Origin of the sequence: Streptomyces sp. NBC_01549, assembly GCF_026339955.1 — a bacterium.
Classification (GTDB): domain Bacteria; phylum Actinomycetota; class Actinomycetes; order Streptomycetales; family Streptomycetaceae; genus Streptomyces.
The window spans coordinates 1,224,202-1,239,228 of sequence record NZ_JAPEPW010000001.1 but is presented as its reverse complement, the minus strand read 5'-3'; the positions used below and the strand labels follow the sequence as shown (position 1 = coordinate 1,239,228).

The 15,027-nt window shown below is 70.5% G+C and carries 10 protein-coding genes; 1 reads left to right on the top strand and 9 read right to left on the bottom strand.

Annotated elements, in window-relative coordinates; all coding sequences use genetic code 11:
- Window positions 1-20: 20 nt before the first annotated feature.
- Entirely contained in the window at window positions 21-1,223 is a 1,203-nt protein-coding gene (locus OG819_RS05185; RefSeq protein ID WP_266648238.1) for a S8 family peptidase, read from the bottom strand.
- 697 nt (window positions 1,224-1,920) lie between these two features.
- Between OG819_RS05185 and glgP the strand changes: the two genes are divergently transcribed.
- Complete coding sequence (glgP, locus tag OG819_RS05180) at window positions 1,921-4,551, top strand: alpha-glucan family phosphorylase (protein ID WP_266628774.1); 2,631 nt, start codon at window positions 1,921-1,923, stop codon at window positions 4,549-4,551.
- 28 nt (window positions 4,552-4,579) lie between these two features.
- Here glgP and OG819_RS05175 read toward each other — a convergent pair whose 3' ends face one another.
- The 8 genes from OG819_RS05175 to OG819_RS05140 form a co-directional block, all read right to left on the bottom strand.
- Entirely contained in the window at window positions 4,580-5,095 is a 516-nt protein-coding gene (locus tag OG819_RS05175) for a DUF1990 family protein (RefSeq protein WP_266628776.1), read from the bottom strand.
- An 87-nt stretch (window positions 5,096-5,182) separates the two neighbouring features.
- Window positions 5,183-6,841, bottom strand: coding sequence for a M4 family metallopeptidase (locus tag OG819_RS05170; RefSeq protein ID WP_266628778.1), 1,659 nt, complete (start codon window positions 6,839-6,841; stop codon window positions 5,183-5,185).
- 296 nt (window positions 6,842-7,137) lie between these two features.
- A complete protein-coding gene (locus OG819_RS05165; protein WP_266648237.1) occupies window positions 7,138-9,174 on the bottom strand; it encodes a M4 family metallopeptidase in 2,037 nt (678 codons plus the stop codon).
- 331 nt (window positions 9,175-9,505) lie between these two features.
- Window positions 9,506-10,375 carry a carbohydrate ABC transporter permease gene (locus OG819_RS05160; protein ID WP_266431240.1) on the bottom strand — a complete coding sequence of 290 codons (870 nt, stop codon included), beginning with the start codon at window positions 10,373-10,375 and terminating at the stop codon, window positions 9,506-9,508.
- Entirely contained in the window at window positions 10,372-11,337 is a 966-nt protein-coding gene (locus OG819_RS05155) for a carbohydrate ABC transporter permease (protein ID WP_266648235.1), read from the bottom strand. The genes OG819_RS05160 and OG819_RS05155 overlap by 4 nt, the downstream gene beginning before the upstream one ends.
- Complete coding sequence (locus tag OG819_RS05150) at window positions 11,331-12,671, bottom strand: ABC transporter substrate-binding protein (RefSeq protein ID WP_266648234.1); 1,341 nt, start codon at window positions 12,669-12,671, stop codon at window positions 11,331-11,333. Before OG819_RS05150 ends, OG819_RS05155 begins: the two co-directional genes overlap by 7 nt.
- Window positions 12,668-13,648, bottom strand: a complete 981-nt coding sequence (locus OG819_RS05145) for a GNAT family N-acetyltransferase (RefSeq protein ID WP_266648233.1) — start codon at window positions 13,646-13,648, stop codon at window positions 12,668-12,670. The genes OG819_RS05150 and OG819_RS05145 overlap by 4 nt, the downstream gene beginning before the upstream one ends.
- Window positions 13,649-13,735: 87 nt before the next feature.
- On the bottom strand, window positions 13,736-14,908 hold the full coding sequence (locus OG819_RS05140; protein WP_266648231.1) for a DUF1343 domain-containing protein: 1,173 nt from the start codon (window positions 14,906-14,908) through the stop codon (window positions 13,736-13,738).
- Between the last annotated feature and the right edge of the window lie 119 nt (window positions 14,909-15,027).

Here is a 15,027-nt window from a genome sequence, read left to right as displayed (position 1 = left end):
GTGCCTGCTGCGGCGGTTCGCTATGAACGGCCGACCTGTAGAAGCCTGTTCGGCGAACCGAACCCCGCGCCGCGAATCTTCCCGGAGACGGCCCGCCCGACCAACGCCTTGCTCACTTGGGCCGGGGTCGCCTTCGGGTGGTCGGCGAGATAGAGCGCCGCCGCGCCCGCGACATGCGGGCTCGCCATCGACGTGCCGGAGAAGGTCGCCTTCCCGGTGTCGCTCGCGTACGACGCCGAAGTGATCGCCACGCCGGGCGCGAACAGGTCGAGGCCCGCACCGAAGTTGGAGAAGCTCGCCCGGGCGTCGGCCTGGTCACTGGCCCCGACCGTCAGCGCCTCCTTGACCCGGGCGGGGGAGTACAGCCCGGCGGGCAGTCCGTCGTTGCCCGCCGCGACCGAGTACGTCACTCCGGAGGCGATGGAGTTGCGTACGGCGGCGTCCAACTGGGCGTTGGCGTAGCCGCCCAGGCTCAGATTGGCGACCGCCGGTTTGTGCGCGTGCCGGGTCACCCAGTCGATACCGGCGATGACCTGCGCGGTGGTGCCGGCCCCGGCGTTGTCGAGCACCCGCACGGACACGACCTTGGCCTTCTTCGCCACGCCGTAGGTCGTCCCGGCGATGGTCGCGGCGACATGGGTCCCGTGCCCGTTCCCGTCCCCGGCCGACTTGTCGTCGCCCACGAAGTCCCAGCCGTAACCGGCCCGCCCCCCGAAGTCCTTGTGCGTGATCCGAATCCCCGTGTCGATGACGTACGCCGTCACGCCCGCGCCCGTCGACTCCGGCCACGTGTAGCCCTTGTCGAGCGGCAGCGCGGGCTGGTCGAGCCGGTCCAGCCCCCAGGACGGCGGGTTCTTCTCGAAGTGGTCGAGCGTCACCCGGGTGTCCTGGACCACGGAGGCCACCCGGGAGTCCCCCGCGAGCCGCCGCGCCTGCTTCTCGCTCACCTCGACCGCGTAACCGTTGAGCGCGGTGCCGTACGTGTGGCTGATTCTCGCCCCGTACTTCTCGGCGATGCCCTTACCCGCCGATGACGGAGCCTTCGTACCCCCCTTGAGCGTCACGATGTAACTACCGCTGACGGAGCCGGGGTCACCGGCGCCGAGTATCCGCCCCTCCGGGGCGGCGTGCGCGGGCAGGGTGATGGCCGAAAGCACCGCGGCCGTCGTGACCGCGGTGAGGCATCCTGCCCAGCGCAGACGCCACGTTCTCGTCTGTGCCATGACGTGAGTTCCCCTCCTCAAGTCGGCGTACGCCGACCGAGGCCGACCGGTGCGCGATCGCGGCCGCGGGTACGCCACTTGGCAGCCTCTCGTGTGGTGTGAAGCACCACAAGGCCGCCCATGCGGGCGGAATCGGCCATACCCTCCGGGGGTTGGGCGGAATGGGTGCGTCGATTTCCGGCCGAGGGCTCCGCCGGTGGGACCGTTGGGGTGAGTTCGTCGGCTGCGGGCCGGTGGGGGCCGTTCGCGCAGTTCCCCGCGCGCCCAGGACGGGGCTGCGCCCCGTAATCCCCGCCCGGCCGATTCGTTTGCCTGCGGGCCGGTGGGGGCTGGTCGCGCAGTTCCCCGCGCCCCTGGGGCGGGGCTGCGCCCCGCATTTCCCTGTTCCACTCGGCCGTGGTCGGCTGCGTACGGAAGGGGGCGTGGGGGTGTGTCGCAAGGTCGTCGCTTACGTTCGGATCGAGCAGCGGCTCGCTTGCCCGGCCCACGTCTGATCCGGCGGCGACGGCCTCGACACGCCCCCACGCCCCCGACCCACCCACTCGCCCACCCATCCACCCACCGGCCCGCCACCCATGGCGCCGGAGTTCATCGATGCGCCGTGTTGTGGAAACACCCTCGCCGCTACCGTCGTGGGTGACGTACGTCCTGCCGCATACCCACCCTGCCGCATACGTCTTTCGTGAAGGTGGAACTCGTGAAGGCAATCCGCAGATTCACCGTTCGCCCCGTACTGCCCGACGCCCTTCACCCGCTCAGTGACCTCGCCCGCAACCTGCGCTGGTCCTGGCACGCCGAGACCCGCGACCTCTTCCAGTCCGTCGACCCCGAACGCTGGACCGCCGCCGACGGCGACCCCGTACGCCTGCTCGGCAACGTCCCTCCCCGGCGCCTCGCGGAACTCGCCGAGGACCGCCGCTTTCTGCGCCGCCTCGCCGCCGTCGCGGACGACCTGCGCGACTACGTGACGGGCGAGCGCTGGTATCAGACCCAGACCCGGATTCCCGATCTGCCCGCCGCCATCGCCTACTTCTCACCCGAGTTCGGCATCACCGCCGCCCTGCCCCAGTACTCCGGAGGCCTCGGAATCCTCGCCGGCGACCACCTCAAGGCCGCCAGCGACCTGGGCGTACCTCTCATCGGCGTAGGACTTCTCTACCGCCACGGCTACTTCCGCCAGTCCCTGTCCCGCGACGGCTGGCAACAGGAGCACTATCCCGTCCTCGACCCCAATGAACTGCCTCTCGTACCCCTGCGTGAATCCGACGGAACCCCGGCCCAGGTCACCCTCGCCCTCCCGGGCGGCCGCGCCCTGCGCGCCCGCATCTGGCTGGCCCAGGTCGGCCGCGTCCCGCTCCTCATGCTCGACTCCGACGTCGAGGAGAACGACCTCGGCGAACGCGGGGTGACCGACCGGCTGTACGGCGGCGGCAGCGAGCACCGGCTGCTGCAGGAGATGCTGCTGGGCATCGGCGGAGTGCGCGCCGTACGCACGTACTGCAGGCTCACCGGCCACGCCCAGCCCGAGGTGTTCCACACCAACGAGGGCCACGCGGGCTTCCTCGGCCTGGAGCGCATCGCGGAACTCGGCGAGGGGGACGACGGGCTGGACTTCGAGGCCGCCCTGGAATCCGTCCGCGCCGGTACCGTCTTCACCACCCACACCCCCGTCCCCGCGGGCATCGACCGCTTCGACCGCGAACTGGTCGCCCACCACTTCGGCCCGGACGCGGAACTCCCCCGCATCGACGTCGAGCGGATCCTCGGCCTCGGCATGGAGACCTACCCGGGTGGTGATCCGAACGTCTTCAACATGGCGGTGATGGGGCTCAGGCTCGGCCAGCGGGCCAACGGGGTGTCGCTGCTCCACGGGCAGGTCAGCCGCGAGATGTTCGCCGGCCTGTGGCCGGGTTTCGACCCCGACGAGGTACCGATCACCTCGGTCACCAACGGCGTGCACGCACCGACCTGGGTGGCACCGGAGGTCTTCCGTCTCGGCGCCCGCCAGATCGGCGCCCAGCGCACCGAGGACGCGATGACGGTCGGCGGCTCGGACCGCTGGGACGCGGTGGCGGACATCGCCGACCAGGAGATCTGGGACCTGCGCCGGGTGCTGCGCGAGCAGCTGGTGCTCGAGGTACGGGAACGCCTGCACGCCTCCTGGCGCCAACGCGGCGCCGGTACGGCCGAACTCGGCTGGATCGACGGGGTGCTGGACCCGGACGTCCTCACGATCGGATTCGCGCGCCGCGTCCCGTCCTACAAACGCCTGACCCTGATGCTGCGCGACCGCGACCGGCTGATGGACCTCCTCCTGCACGCCGAACGCCCGGTCCAGATCGTGGTCGCGGGCAAGGCGCACCCCGCCGACGACGGCGGCAAGCGACTCGTCCAGGAGCTGGTCCGGTTCGCGGACGACCCGCGCGTACGCCACCGCATCGTCTTCCTCCCGGACTACGGGATGGCGATGGCGCAGAAGCTCTACCCCGGCTGCGACATCTGGCTGAACAACCCGCTCCGTCCGCTGGAGGCCTGTGGCACGTCCGGTATGAAGGCGGCGCTCAACGGCTGTCTCAACCTCTCCGTCCTGGACGGCTGGTGGGACGAGTGGTTCCAGCCGGACTTCGGCTGGGCGATTCCGACGGCGGACGGTACGGCGACCGACGACGACCGCCGTGACGACCTGGAGGCGGCGGCCCTCTACGAGCTGCTCGAACAGCGTGTGGCGCCGCGCTTCTACGAGCGGGGCCAGGGCGGGCTGCCCGACCGCTGGATCGAGATGGTCCGCCAGACGCTGACCCAGCTCGGCCCGAAGGTCCTGGCGGGCCGGATGGTGCGCGAGTACGTGGAGCGCCTGTACGCCCCGGCGGCCCGCGCGCACCGTTCCCTCGCCCCGGACACGGCTCGCGAGCTGGCGGTCTGGAAGTCCCGCGTCCGGGCGGCCTGGCCCCGGGTCACGGTCGACCATCTGGAGGCCTCGGCCGCCACCACGACCGCCGAACTGGGCACGACCCTCTCCCTGCGGGTGCGCGTGGCGCTGGCCGACCTCGCCCCGGACGACGTCGAGGTCCAGGCGGTCTCGGGCCGCGTCGACTCGCAGGACCGGATCGCGGACGCGAGCTGCGTCCCGCTGAAACCGGTGGGCGGTCCGGACCCGGAAGGGCGGTGGGCGTACGAGGGTCCGCTCTCCCTCGACCGCACCGGCCCGTTCGGCTACACGGTCCGCATTCTCCCCACGCACCGGCTGCTCGCGTCCGGCGCCGAGCTGGGCCTGGTGACGGTGCCTTCGGAGGAGGTGGGGGAGGAGGCCGGGGTCCTCATGCGCTGAGGGCGCGGCCTACGGGTCCAGCCGCGGCCTACGGTTCGAACCCCGCGCACATCCGGCGCAGTACCGTCCCGCAGCGCCGCGCGTAGGCCTGCTGGAGTCCGCGGGTCGCCGGCCCGCCCGCACGGGTGTACCACTTGGCCGCACGGCTGAAGGCGGTCACGGTCAGCCAGACCGTGCCGTCGCCCGTGCGGTCGACCACGAAGGCCTCCTCGCCGCGCTCGGGGTGGCCGGGCAGGGTGCCGTAGGCCCAGCCGGCCCGGCGGTACTCCTCGACCGTCCAGACCACACGGCAGGGGGCCGTGAGGGGGCCGAGTCCGACGGTGACGTCGACTCCGGGGGCCGCCTTGTCGGCGGTGGCGGTGATGCCCACACCCATCGCGCGGTGCATCTCCCAGGTCATGACGGCCTCGGAGGCGGCGCGGAAGACGGCCTCGCCCTCGCCGACGCGGGTGCGCAGGTGCAGGGGGTGGAACCCCGGCGGGCAGCGGCCGTCGCGCGTCGCGCCCACGTCCTCGTAGGTGAAGGGGTTGTCCGGGGAGACCATGGGGACAGCGTAGGGCGGTACCCGGAGATGCCTTCTCTCCGGGTACCGCCCAAGGTGCCTAGGTGGGTCCCTGGGACCCCGGGGGCACTAGCTCACGTTGACCGCGGTCCAGGCCGCGGCCACCGTCGCGTACTCCGTGCTGGTGGAGCCGTACAGCGCGGAGGCCGCCGAGAGCGTGGCCGTGCGGGCGGCCTTGTAGTTGGTCGTCGACGTCATGTACGTCGTCAGCGCCTTGTACCAGATCTGCAGGGCCTTGGCGCGGCCGATGCCGGTGACCGTCGAGCCGTTGTACGTCGGGGAGTTGTAGGAGACCCCGTTGATCGTCTTCGCGCCGCTGCCCTCGGACAGCAGGTAGAAGAAGTGGTTGGCGACACCGGACGAGTAGTGCACGTCGAGGTTGCCGACCGAGGAGGACCAGTAGTTGGCGGAGCCGCCGTCCTTGCTGGGCTGGTCCATGTAGCGCAGCGGGGTGCCGTCGCCGTTGATGTTGATCTTCTCGCCGATGAGGTAGTCACCCACGTCGGAGGAGTTGCCCGCGTAGAACTCGACGCCGGTGCCGAAGATGTCGGAGGTCGCCTCGTTCAGGCCGCCGGACTCGCCCGAGTAGTTGAGACCGGCCGTGTTGGCGGTGACGCCGTGGCTCATCTCGTGGCCGGCCACGTCCAGCGAGGTCAGCGGGTGGGTGTTCCCGGAGCCGTCGCCGTACGTCATGCAGAAGCAGCTGTCGTCCCAGAACGCGTTGACGTACGCGTTGCCGTAGTGGACGCGGGAGTACGCGCCGACGCCGTTGTTCTTGATGCCGCTGCGGCCGAAGGTGTTCTTGTAGAAGTCCCACGTCTCCTGCGCGCCGTACGCGGCGTCGGCGGCCGCGGTCTGGTCGGTGGTGGACGAGGAGGCCGCGCCGGTGCCCCAGGTGTCGTCCGCGTCGGTGAACAGGGTGCCCGCGGAGGAGGAGGTGGTGTGCGACTTGTTGTACGTCTTGTGGCTGCCGCGGGTGCCGTCGGTCAGCTGGTACGTCGAGCCCGACAGGGTGGTGTTGAGCGTGACCGTGCCCGAGTAGAGGGTCTTGCCGGTGCCGGTCTCGATGCCCTGGTACTCGTAGAGCTTCTTGCCGGTGGCCGCGTCGGTGATGACGTGCAGCTCGTTGGGGGTGCCGTCGTCCTGGAGACCGCCGACGACCGTCTCGTAGGCGAGGGTGGGCTTGCCGGTGGCGGCCCAGATCACCTTGCGGGGGGCCCGGTCGGCCGTGGTCTTCTCCGAGCCGGCGGCCTTCGCGAGGGTGAGAGCCTGCTTCTCGGCCTTCGCGGTGGTGACCTGCGGCTTCAGCGAGGCGACCTTGATGGCCGTCTTCACGGCCTTGGTGACGCCCTCGGTCTTGCCGGCCTTGGACTCGTGGACGATCAGGTCGCCGCCGAGGACCGGAAGACCGTTGTACGTGCGCTCGTAGCGGGTGTGCACCGTGCCGTCCGCGTCCTTGAGGACGTCTCTGACGACGAGCTTCTCCTTGGCGCCGAGGCCTATCTGCTGGGCGGTCTCGGGCGCGGCCGCGTCGGCCTTCTGGATCAGGCTCGTGCGTGCGGCGTTGGAGAGCAGGACCGTGGCGCCGGGGAGCTTCGCCTTGGCGGCGGCCGACTCGGTCTGGGCGGAGGCACCGGTGGTCAGACCGGTGGTGAGCAGTGCTCCGGCAGCCACAGCGGTGGCGATGGCCAGAGTGGTGCGCTTGTGACGCGCGTAGAGGGGGGTCACGCAATCTCCTCTTGTGGGGGCGACCGGACGGCGTGGGGTGGCCGTACGGAAGGTGTGAAGTTGCGGTGCGGGTGAGCCGTGCGGTGGAAGAGTGACATCCAGGACGCGTACATGTCAGGAGGGCGATGAAACCTTGGCCGAAAAGCGTCCGCTGAATGAAGATCACTGTTCGTTGCGCGGATCTCGATCTTGGTCAAGCGGCAACAAAAGCGGGGTCATGGCACGGCAAAGAGGGCGCCGCCCCGGGGCCGGACCCCAGGGCGGCGCCCTCTCGGTGCCGTGTGTTCAAGCGCGGCCTACGGGAACGTCAGCTTCCAGCTGTTGATGTAGCCGGTGTCCTGCGCGGCCTTGTCCTGGACCCTCAACTTCCAGGTGCCGTTGGCGACTTCGGAGGACGCGTCGACCGTGTAGGTCTCCTGGACGTTGTCCGCCGAGTCGGAGGAACTGAAGGCCTTCAGGGGGTACACCGTGCCGTCCGGGGCCAGCAGGTCCACGACCAGGTCACCGCGCCAGGTGTGCACGATGTCCACGTCGACCAGAAGGTTCGACGGGGCGTTGCCGGTACGGCCGGTGACCGTGACCGAGGACGTGACCGCCGCTCCGTTGTCCGGAATCGATACGTCGCCGGTGTTCTCGAACGACGTACCGGTGCCACCGCCCGGACGCGAGCCGACCTTCACGGCCGCCCAGGCGTTCTGCACCGCCGTGTACTCGGCGCTCGTCGTGCCGTACAGCTCGCCCGCCGCCGCGAGCGTGCCGGTGCGGGCCGCCGCGTAGTTGGTGGTCGAGGTGAACTTCGTGGTGAGCGCCCGGTACCAGATCTGCAGGGCCTTGTCGCGGCCGATGCCGGTGACCGGAAGGCCGTCGGCGGTCGGCGAGTTGTAGCTGACGCCGTTGATGACCTTGGCGCCGCTGCCCTCGCTCAGCAGGTAGAAGAAGTGGTTGGCGACGCCGGACGAGTAGTGGACGTCGAGACCGCCCACGCTGGAGGACCAGTTGTCCGCCGAGCCGCCGTCCTTGCTGGGCTTGTCCATGTAGCGCAGCGGGGTGCCGTCGCCGTTGATGTCGATCTTCTCGCCGATGAGGTAGTCGCCGACATCGCTGGAGTTGCCCGCGTAGAACTCGACGCCGGTGCCGAAGATGTCGGAGGTCGCCTCGTTCAGACCGCCGGACTCACCGCTGTAGTTGAGACCCGCGGTGTTGGAGGTGACACCGTGGCTCATCTCGTGGCCCGCCACGTCGATGGCGGTCAGCGGGTCCGCGTTGCCGGCCCCGTCGCCGTACGTCATGCAGAAGCAGCTGTCGTCCCAGAACGCGTTGATGTACGCGTTGCCGTAGTGGACCCGGGAGTAGGCACCCACGCCGTTGTTCTTGATGCCGCTGCGGCCGAAGGTGTTCTTGTAGAAGTCCCATGTCTCGGCGGCGCCGTAGTGGGCGTCGGCGCCCGCGGTGGCGGCGTTCGACGTGGTGCCGTTGCCCCAGGTGTCGCTGGTCTGCGAGAACAGGGTGCCGGTGCCGGACGTACCGCGGTTGAGGTTGTACGTCTTGTGGCCGCCGCGCGCGCCGTCGGTGAGCGTGTAGTTGGAGCCCGACTGCGTGGTGGTCAGCGTCACCTGCCCGCTGTACTGGGTGTTGCCGATGCCGGTCTCGATGCCCTGGTACTCGTAGAGCTTCTTGCCGGTGGCCGCGTCGGTGATGACGTGCAGCTGGTTCGGCGTCCCGTCGTCCTGGAAGCCGCCGACGACCGTCTCGTATGCCAGGGTCGGCTTGCCGTCCGCCGCCCAGATCACCTTGCGGGGCGCCCGGTCGGCGTCGGTCTTCTTCGAACCGTCGGCCTTGGCGAGGGAGAGGGCCTGCTTCTCCGCCTTCGAGGCGGCGATGGCGGGCGTGAGCGAGGCGACCTTGAGGGAGGCCCGCGTCGCCTTGATGACGCGCTCGGTCCTGCCGGCCTTGGTGGTGTCGACCACCAGGTCGCCGCCGAGGACCGGGAGCCCCGCGTAGGTGCGCTCGTAGCGGGTGTGGACCGTGCCGTCCGCGTCCTTGATGACGTCGCGGGCGACGAGCTTCTCGTCGGCCCCGAGGCCGAGGTCCTTGGCGGTCGCCGCCTTGGCGGCGTCCGCGTCGCGTATCAGCTCGGCGCGCTGCGAAGGCGTGAGCTGGACGGCGAGAGAACCTCGGTTGATCTTGCCGAGGGAGGATTTCTGGGGGGCCGCGCTCGCGGCGCCCGACTGGACGGCCGCGGCCAGCAGTGCGGAGACGCCGACGAGGGCGACGGCCGCGACACGGCGCTGAGTGGTGTGGGAGGTGCGTCTGTGGGAGGAACTGCTGCTCAACACTGACTCCTTCTGCGTGGCCACGGCTCGCGCGGCCAGTGGGGATCCGGGCGGGGTGGGTACCCGTCCGGGCAGAACAGGGCGGAACGCGGAACCAGTTGCATGGGGGTCTACGGCAGCGACACAGCGGGTGGTGCTGTGAGGTTGCTGTGAAGTTGCCGTGGGCAAGAGTGGCAGCAGATCTCGCTTTCTGTCAGGACCGCGTCAGGAACTTGGCTGGAATTGGTTCGTTCTCCGGTTGGTCATGTTCGGTATACGAACCCGTCGACCGCCGCTTCGCCGGCCGCCCTGGAACCTCCGGGTTTGGCTTGTTCGTGAAGCCCCCGTGTCCTCACTTGAGGCCGCTGAGCATGACGCCGCGGATGTAGTACTTCTGCAGCAGCAGGAAGAGGATCAGGACCGGCAGGATGCTCAGGACGAGGCCGGCCATGACGATGGGCATCGAGCGGGTCGGGTCGACGTAGTCCTGCAGGAGCTGGATGCCGACGGGCAGGGTCATCACGTCCGGGTTGGCGGTCGAGACGAGCAGCGCCCAGATGTACTCGTTCCAGGCGTCGACGAAGGTCAGCAGCCCGAGCGTCACCACGACCGGCATGGTCTGCGGCACCACGATCCGCCACCACACGGCGAACTCACCGGCCCCGTCGATGCGCGCGGCCTCGAGGACCTCGTCCGGGATCGAGACCATGAACTGGCGCATCAGGAAGATCCCGAAGCTGTTGACGAGGAATGGCATCGCGAGCGCCGCGATGCTGACGGTCAGGCCCGCGCCGCCGCGCCCGAACAGGTCGTTGCCGCCCGCCAGCGGCCAGTGCACCAGGATCAGGAAGTGCGGGATGAGGAAGAGGAACGGGGGGAACATCATCGTCGACAGCACGAGACGGAAGATGAAGTCCCGGCCGGGGAAGCGGAGTTTGGCGAGCGCGTAGCCGGCGAGCGACGACGTGAGCAGTACCGAACCGGTGATCACGGCGGTGGCGATGACGCTGTTGCGGAAGAGCACCGGCAGATCGAGCTGGCCGACCGCCGCCCGGTAGTTCGACAGGTCGAACGCCTTCGGCAGGAACCGGTACGGCAGCGTGCCGTACTCACCGGGCCCCTTGAAGGACGTCATCACCATGTCGAGGAACGGCACCACCATGAGCACGGCGCCGGTCACGACCAGCAGATACGACAACCACGGGAAACGGCGGCGGATCATACGTCCTCCCCCTTGCGCCGGAAGAACCACAACTGCACCAGGGTGACCACCAGGACCACCACGAACAGCGCGAAGGCGGCGGCGCTCGCGGTGCCCCAGTCGCCGTAACCGAAGGCCTGCCGGTACATCTCCAGCGCGGCCACATTGGTCGCGTCACCCGGCCCGCCCCTGGTCATCACGATGATCAGGGCGAACGACTGCAGGCCGGTGAGGAACTGGGTGATGCACACGAACAGCAGGGACGGTCGCAGCAGCGGCACCGTGATCTTCCAGAAGACGGTGACGGGCCCGGCGCCGTCGAGCGCGGCGGCCTCGTAGTACGGCTCGGGAATGGACTTCAGCCCGGCGGTCAGGACGAGGATCGCCGAGCCGACCGAGGCCCAGGCCTGGACGACCACGACCGAGGGCAGCGCGGTGTCCGGGTCCTGGAGGAACGCCACCGAGCCGAGTCCGAGGCCATTGAGGACGCCGTTGACGAGGCCACCCGGCTCGTACATGTACTTCCACACGTTGCCGACGGCGACGACGGTCGTGACGATCGGCAGGAAGTACAGGGTGCGCCACAGCCCCTGGAACCGCAGCTTGTCGACGCAGGTGGCGACGAGCACGGAGCCGGCGAGCGCGAGGGCCACGGTGCCCAGGGCGAACAGCAGCGTGTTGGTGAGGATCGGCGCGAGGAACGTCGATCCGTCCGCGAAGAGGCCGACGAAGTTGTCCAGGCCGACTGGATCGATGTCGCCGAGGGCGAACCCCGCCCAGTGAGACATCGACAGCAGCAGCGCGAAGCCGAGCGGCAGGATCAGGAGGACCGAGAAGAACAGCAACGTCGGCGCCAGGAAGAGATAGGCGACGACGGCCTGCCGACGCCGGCGCCGGGTCGGGCCGCGGCCGTCGACGGCGGGCGCGGCGGACCGTGGGCCGCGCACCCGCTCGGTCGTGTCCGGCGCCAGGGTGTTCACCATGAGCGCGACACCTCCTGATCGATCTGACGACGGGTGGTGCGCAGTGCCTCGTCGACCGACCGCTGACCGGTCCACAGCGCCTCGATGTTCTTGCGCAGCAGCGACTTGGCCTGCTGCGCGCCCGGCACGTTCGGCTCCGGCACCGCGTACGCCAGCGCGTCCAGGAACGGGCGCAGGTTCGGATCGGTGCCCTCGCTCAGGAGAGTCCGCATGTCGTCGGCGCGGCCGGTCAGGGAGCCGACCGACACCTGCAGGGAGCTCATCCGGGTCGCCGTCGCGCCCGTCCCGGCGCTCTTCACGCGCACCTTCTCGGTGTTGAGCCAGCGCAGGAACTCCCAGGCCTCGCGCGGGTGCTCACTGGCCGCGTTGACCCCCAGCATGAAGCCGGTGCAGAGCGTGGCGCGCTTGTCGTCCGCCTCGGGGACGGGCAGCGGCGCGACGCCGACATCGCGGTAGTCCTCGCCCATCTGCTCCTTCAGGCTCCCGGTCCACCAACCGGCGCTGACCACCATGGCCACCTGCCCGGACTGGAACGCCTTGTAGACGTTGACGCCGGGGTCGCTCGCGCCTTGGGCGACGAGGCGGTGCTCCAGATCGAACACGGCCCGGCCGGCCGGCGAGTCGATGGCGGTGCTCCGGCCGTCCGCGGAGACGAACCTTCCGCCGGCGGCGTTGAGCAGGGCGAGCGTCTGGCCGACGGTGGTGGAGTCGTCGTACGTCGACAGCCCGAACCCCTGGACCAGCGTGTTGCCGTACCGGTCCCGCTCGGTGGTGCGGTACGCCGTGTCCTCCAGCTCCCGCCAGGTGCGCGGAGGGCCGTCGACGCCGGCCTCGCGCAGCAGCCGCTTGTTGTAGTAGAGGGCGTACGTCTGCACCTCGGTGGGGTAGCCGTAGACCCTGCCCCCCACCGACGAGGAGCCGACCGCGGCCTCGCCGTAGCCGCGGGTGATCTCCTCGGCGTGCTCGGAGGGGGCGGGCCGCAGGACACCGGCCTGGACGAGCTGGCCGTTCCACAGGCAGTACGGCTGGAGGATGTCGGCGCCCTGGCCCGCGGCCTGCCGGACCATGAACGTGGTCAGCAGGTCCGTGAACTCGACGGCCTTCGTCCGCACCTTGACCCGGTCGTGCGTGGCGTTCCACTCGTCGACCGGGCCCCGCAGGGCCTCCTTGAGCACCCCGCTCGCGTAGTGGGAGAGCAGGGTGAGGACGATCGGATCCCCGGGCCGCCCGGTGCCCCGGTGCGGCGCGGCGCATCCGGAGGCGAGCAGCGCCGAGGGGAGCGCGAGCACGGCGTGACGGCGGCTCAGGCCGCCGCCGCGGCGTGACGGCGTCATCCGGCGGCCTCCCGGCGCATCACGCGAAACACCCGGGTCGTGGTGAAACCGCTCCTGCGGTACAGGTGGCCCGCCGGGGACTGCTCGCCGGTCCACAGGAACCACGCGGAGTGCGCACGGCGCGCCCGCATCCGCTCCAGGACCAGGTGGAGCAGGACCTTGCCCAGTCCGGTGCCGCGCATCTCCTCCAGCACGCCGAACGGCCCGAACCGCTCGTCCACCGCATCGAACGTGCCGTGCATCGCCCAGCCGACCAGGCGGCCCGAAGGGTCCCGGGCGACGACGATGCGGTCGAGCGGTGTGCCCGCGGCCAGACACTGCCGGATCGTGCACGCCCAGTCCGGGCCGAAGTGGTTCCCGGCGAGCGCGAAGAGGTCCACCAGGTCGTCGTCGCACGGGGTGGCGAACCGGTAGCCCCGCGCCGTCAGTTCGTCCGAGCGGCACGCGACATCCTCCGGGATGCGATAGCCGACCAGGCCGCGGTCCATCGCCGCCGCCTCGTACAGCGTGCGAAAGCCCAGCGACTCGAGGAGCCCGGCCGCCTCCGGGTACGCCTCGGCGTCCAGGCCGGGCAGGACGTAGTTCGGGGTGTACGAGGAGAAGTCCACCCGGGTGCGGCCGTGGCCGTGCAGCCAGTCGAGGGCCTCGGTCAGCAGCCGGCGGCCGAGGCCGCGCCCGCGGGCGGCCGGGTCGACGAAGAAGAACGGGATCCAGCCCTGCCCCGGCTCCAAGTCGGTGCCGGCCATCGGCGTCAGACGGCGCACCGCGTAGGCGGCGCCGACGACACGGTCGCCGTCGACGGCGACCCGAAGCCCCTCCGGATCGAAGTTGGCGTCGAGCAGTACCAGGGAGCGGAAGCGGTCCGGGGTGATGGGGTCGGCCGGCGCACTGCGGCGCCACGCCTCCACCAACCGTGGGCCGTCGCCCGCGCGAAAGCCGCGAATCCCGGCCCGGGATGTCGTCGTGCGATCGGTCATCGACGGGGTCTTCCTTCCATACGCGGGTCGCCGTCCACGAGGGCGAGTCGGGCGACGCCGCCGGGCGGGGTGTCGGGACAGGAGGTCTCAGGCGTAGAGCAGTACGTCGTCGCCGGCCCACCGGCCGGGCGGCGCCGGCGGATCGCACAGCGGCAGCGGGTCGTCGCCCGCGTCGACGGCGCGCCGCAGCCGGTCGGACCCCCACAGCAGGTCGATGAAGTGACGGTGTCCGGTCCCCTCCGTGCCGCCGTCCTCGGTGCGCCAGGCGAAGGCGTCCGGGTACAGCCGCCGCAGCGTGGCGAGCATCGCGACGGCGGTACGTACGGGGGCGAACACCTCGCGGTCGGTGATGTGGAGCTGGACCCCGCGCAGCGGCCGTCCGGCGTGTTTGTGGAAGGTCGGTACGTAGCGCAGATCACGGAAGTGCACTCCGGGCAGGGCGAGTTCGGCGAGCGAGGGCGCGAATCGCGCGTCGATGTACGGGGCCCCGACGATCTCGAAGGGCTGCGTGGTGCCACGGCCCTCCGAGAGATTCGTCCCCTCGAACAGACAGGTGCCGGGGTAGACGGCGGCGGTGGCGGGCGTCGGAATGTTCGGCGAGGGCGCGACCCACGGCAGGCCGGTGGCCTCCGCGTCCATGGCGCGCCGCCAGCCGCCGGCCTCGATCACCGTCAAGTCGGCGGCCCGGCCCGCCATTTGGGGCACGGCCGAGGCGTTGAGACACCGGGCGAGTTCGCCGCAGGTGAGGCCGTGCCGGACGGGGATCGCGGCGCGCCCGACGAAGCTGGCCCACGCCGGGTCGAGCGGCGGGCCCTCGCTGACGAGTCCACCGAGGGGATTCGGCCGGTCGGCGACCACGAACCGTACGCCCGTACGGGCCGCCGAGACCATCAGGTCGAACATGGTCCACACGTAGGTGTAGAACCTGGCCCCGATGTCCTGCAGGTCGTACACCAGGGCGTCGACGCCGCTGTCGAGCAGCAGTTCGTCGAGGCGCGCGCCGCCGCACCGGTATGTGTCGTGGACCGGCAGACCGGTGGCGGGGTCCGTCCGAGCGGCCTCGCTCTCACCGGCCTGGCCGGTCCCGTGCAGCCCGTGCTCGGGACCGAACAGGGCGGCCAGCCGCACGCCGGCCTCGAGCAGCGCGGGCGCGGCCGGGCGCAGGTCGGGGAGGACGCCGGTGTGGTTGGTCACCAGCCCGAGCCGGCCGGGCCCGGCAAGTCCGGGCGACGCGTGCAGTCGTGCGATCCCGGTCGTCACCGTGACGCGGTCGTCCGTGCCCGCCCTTCGCCCTCGGGCGTCGGCGACATCTCGAAGCGATGGTCCGAAACGTACCGGCATGTCGAGATTTACTTGCATGTCCGGAAATCTTGCCATGG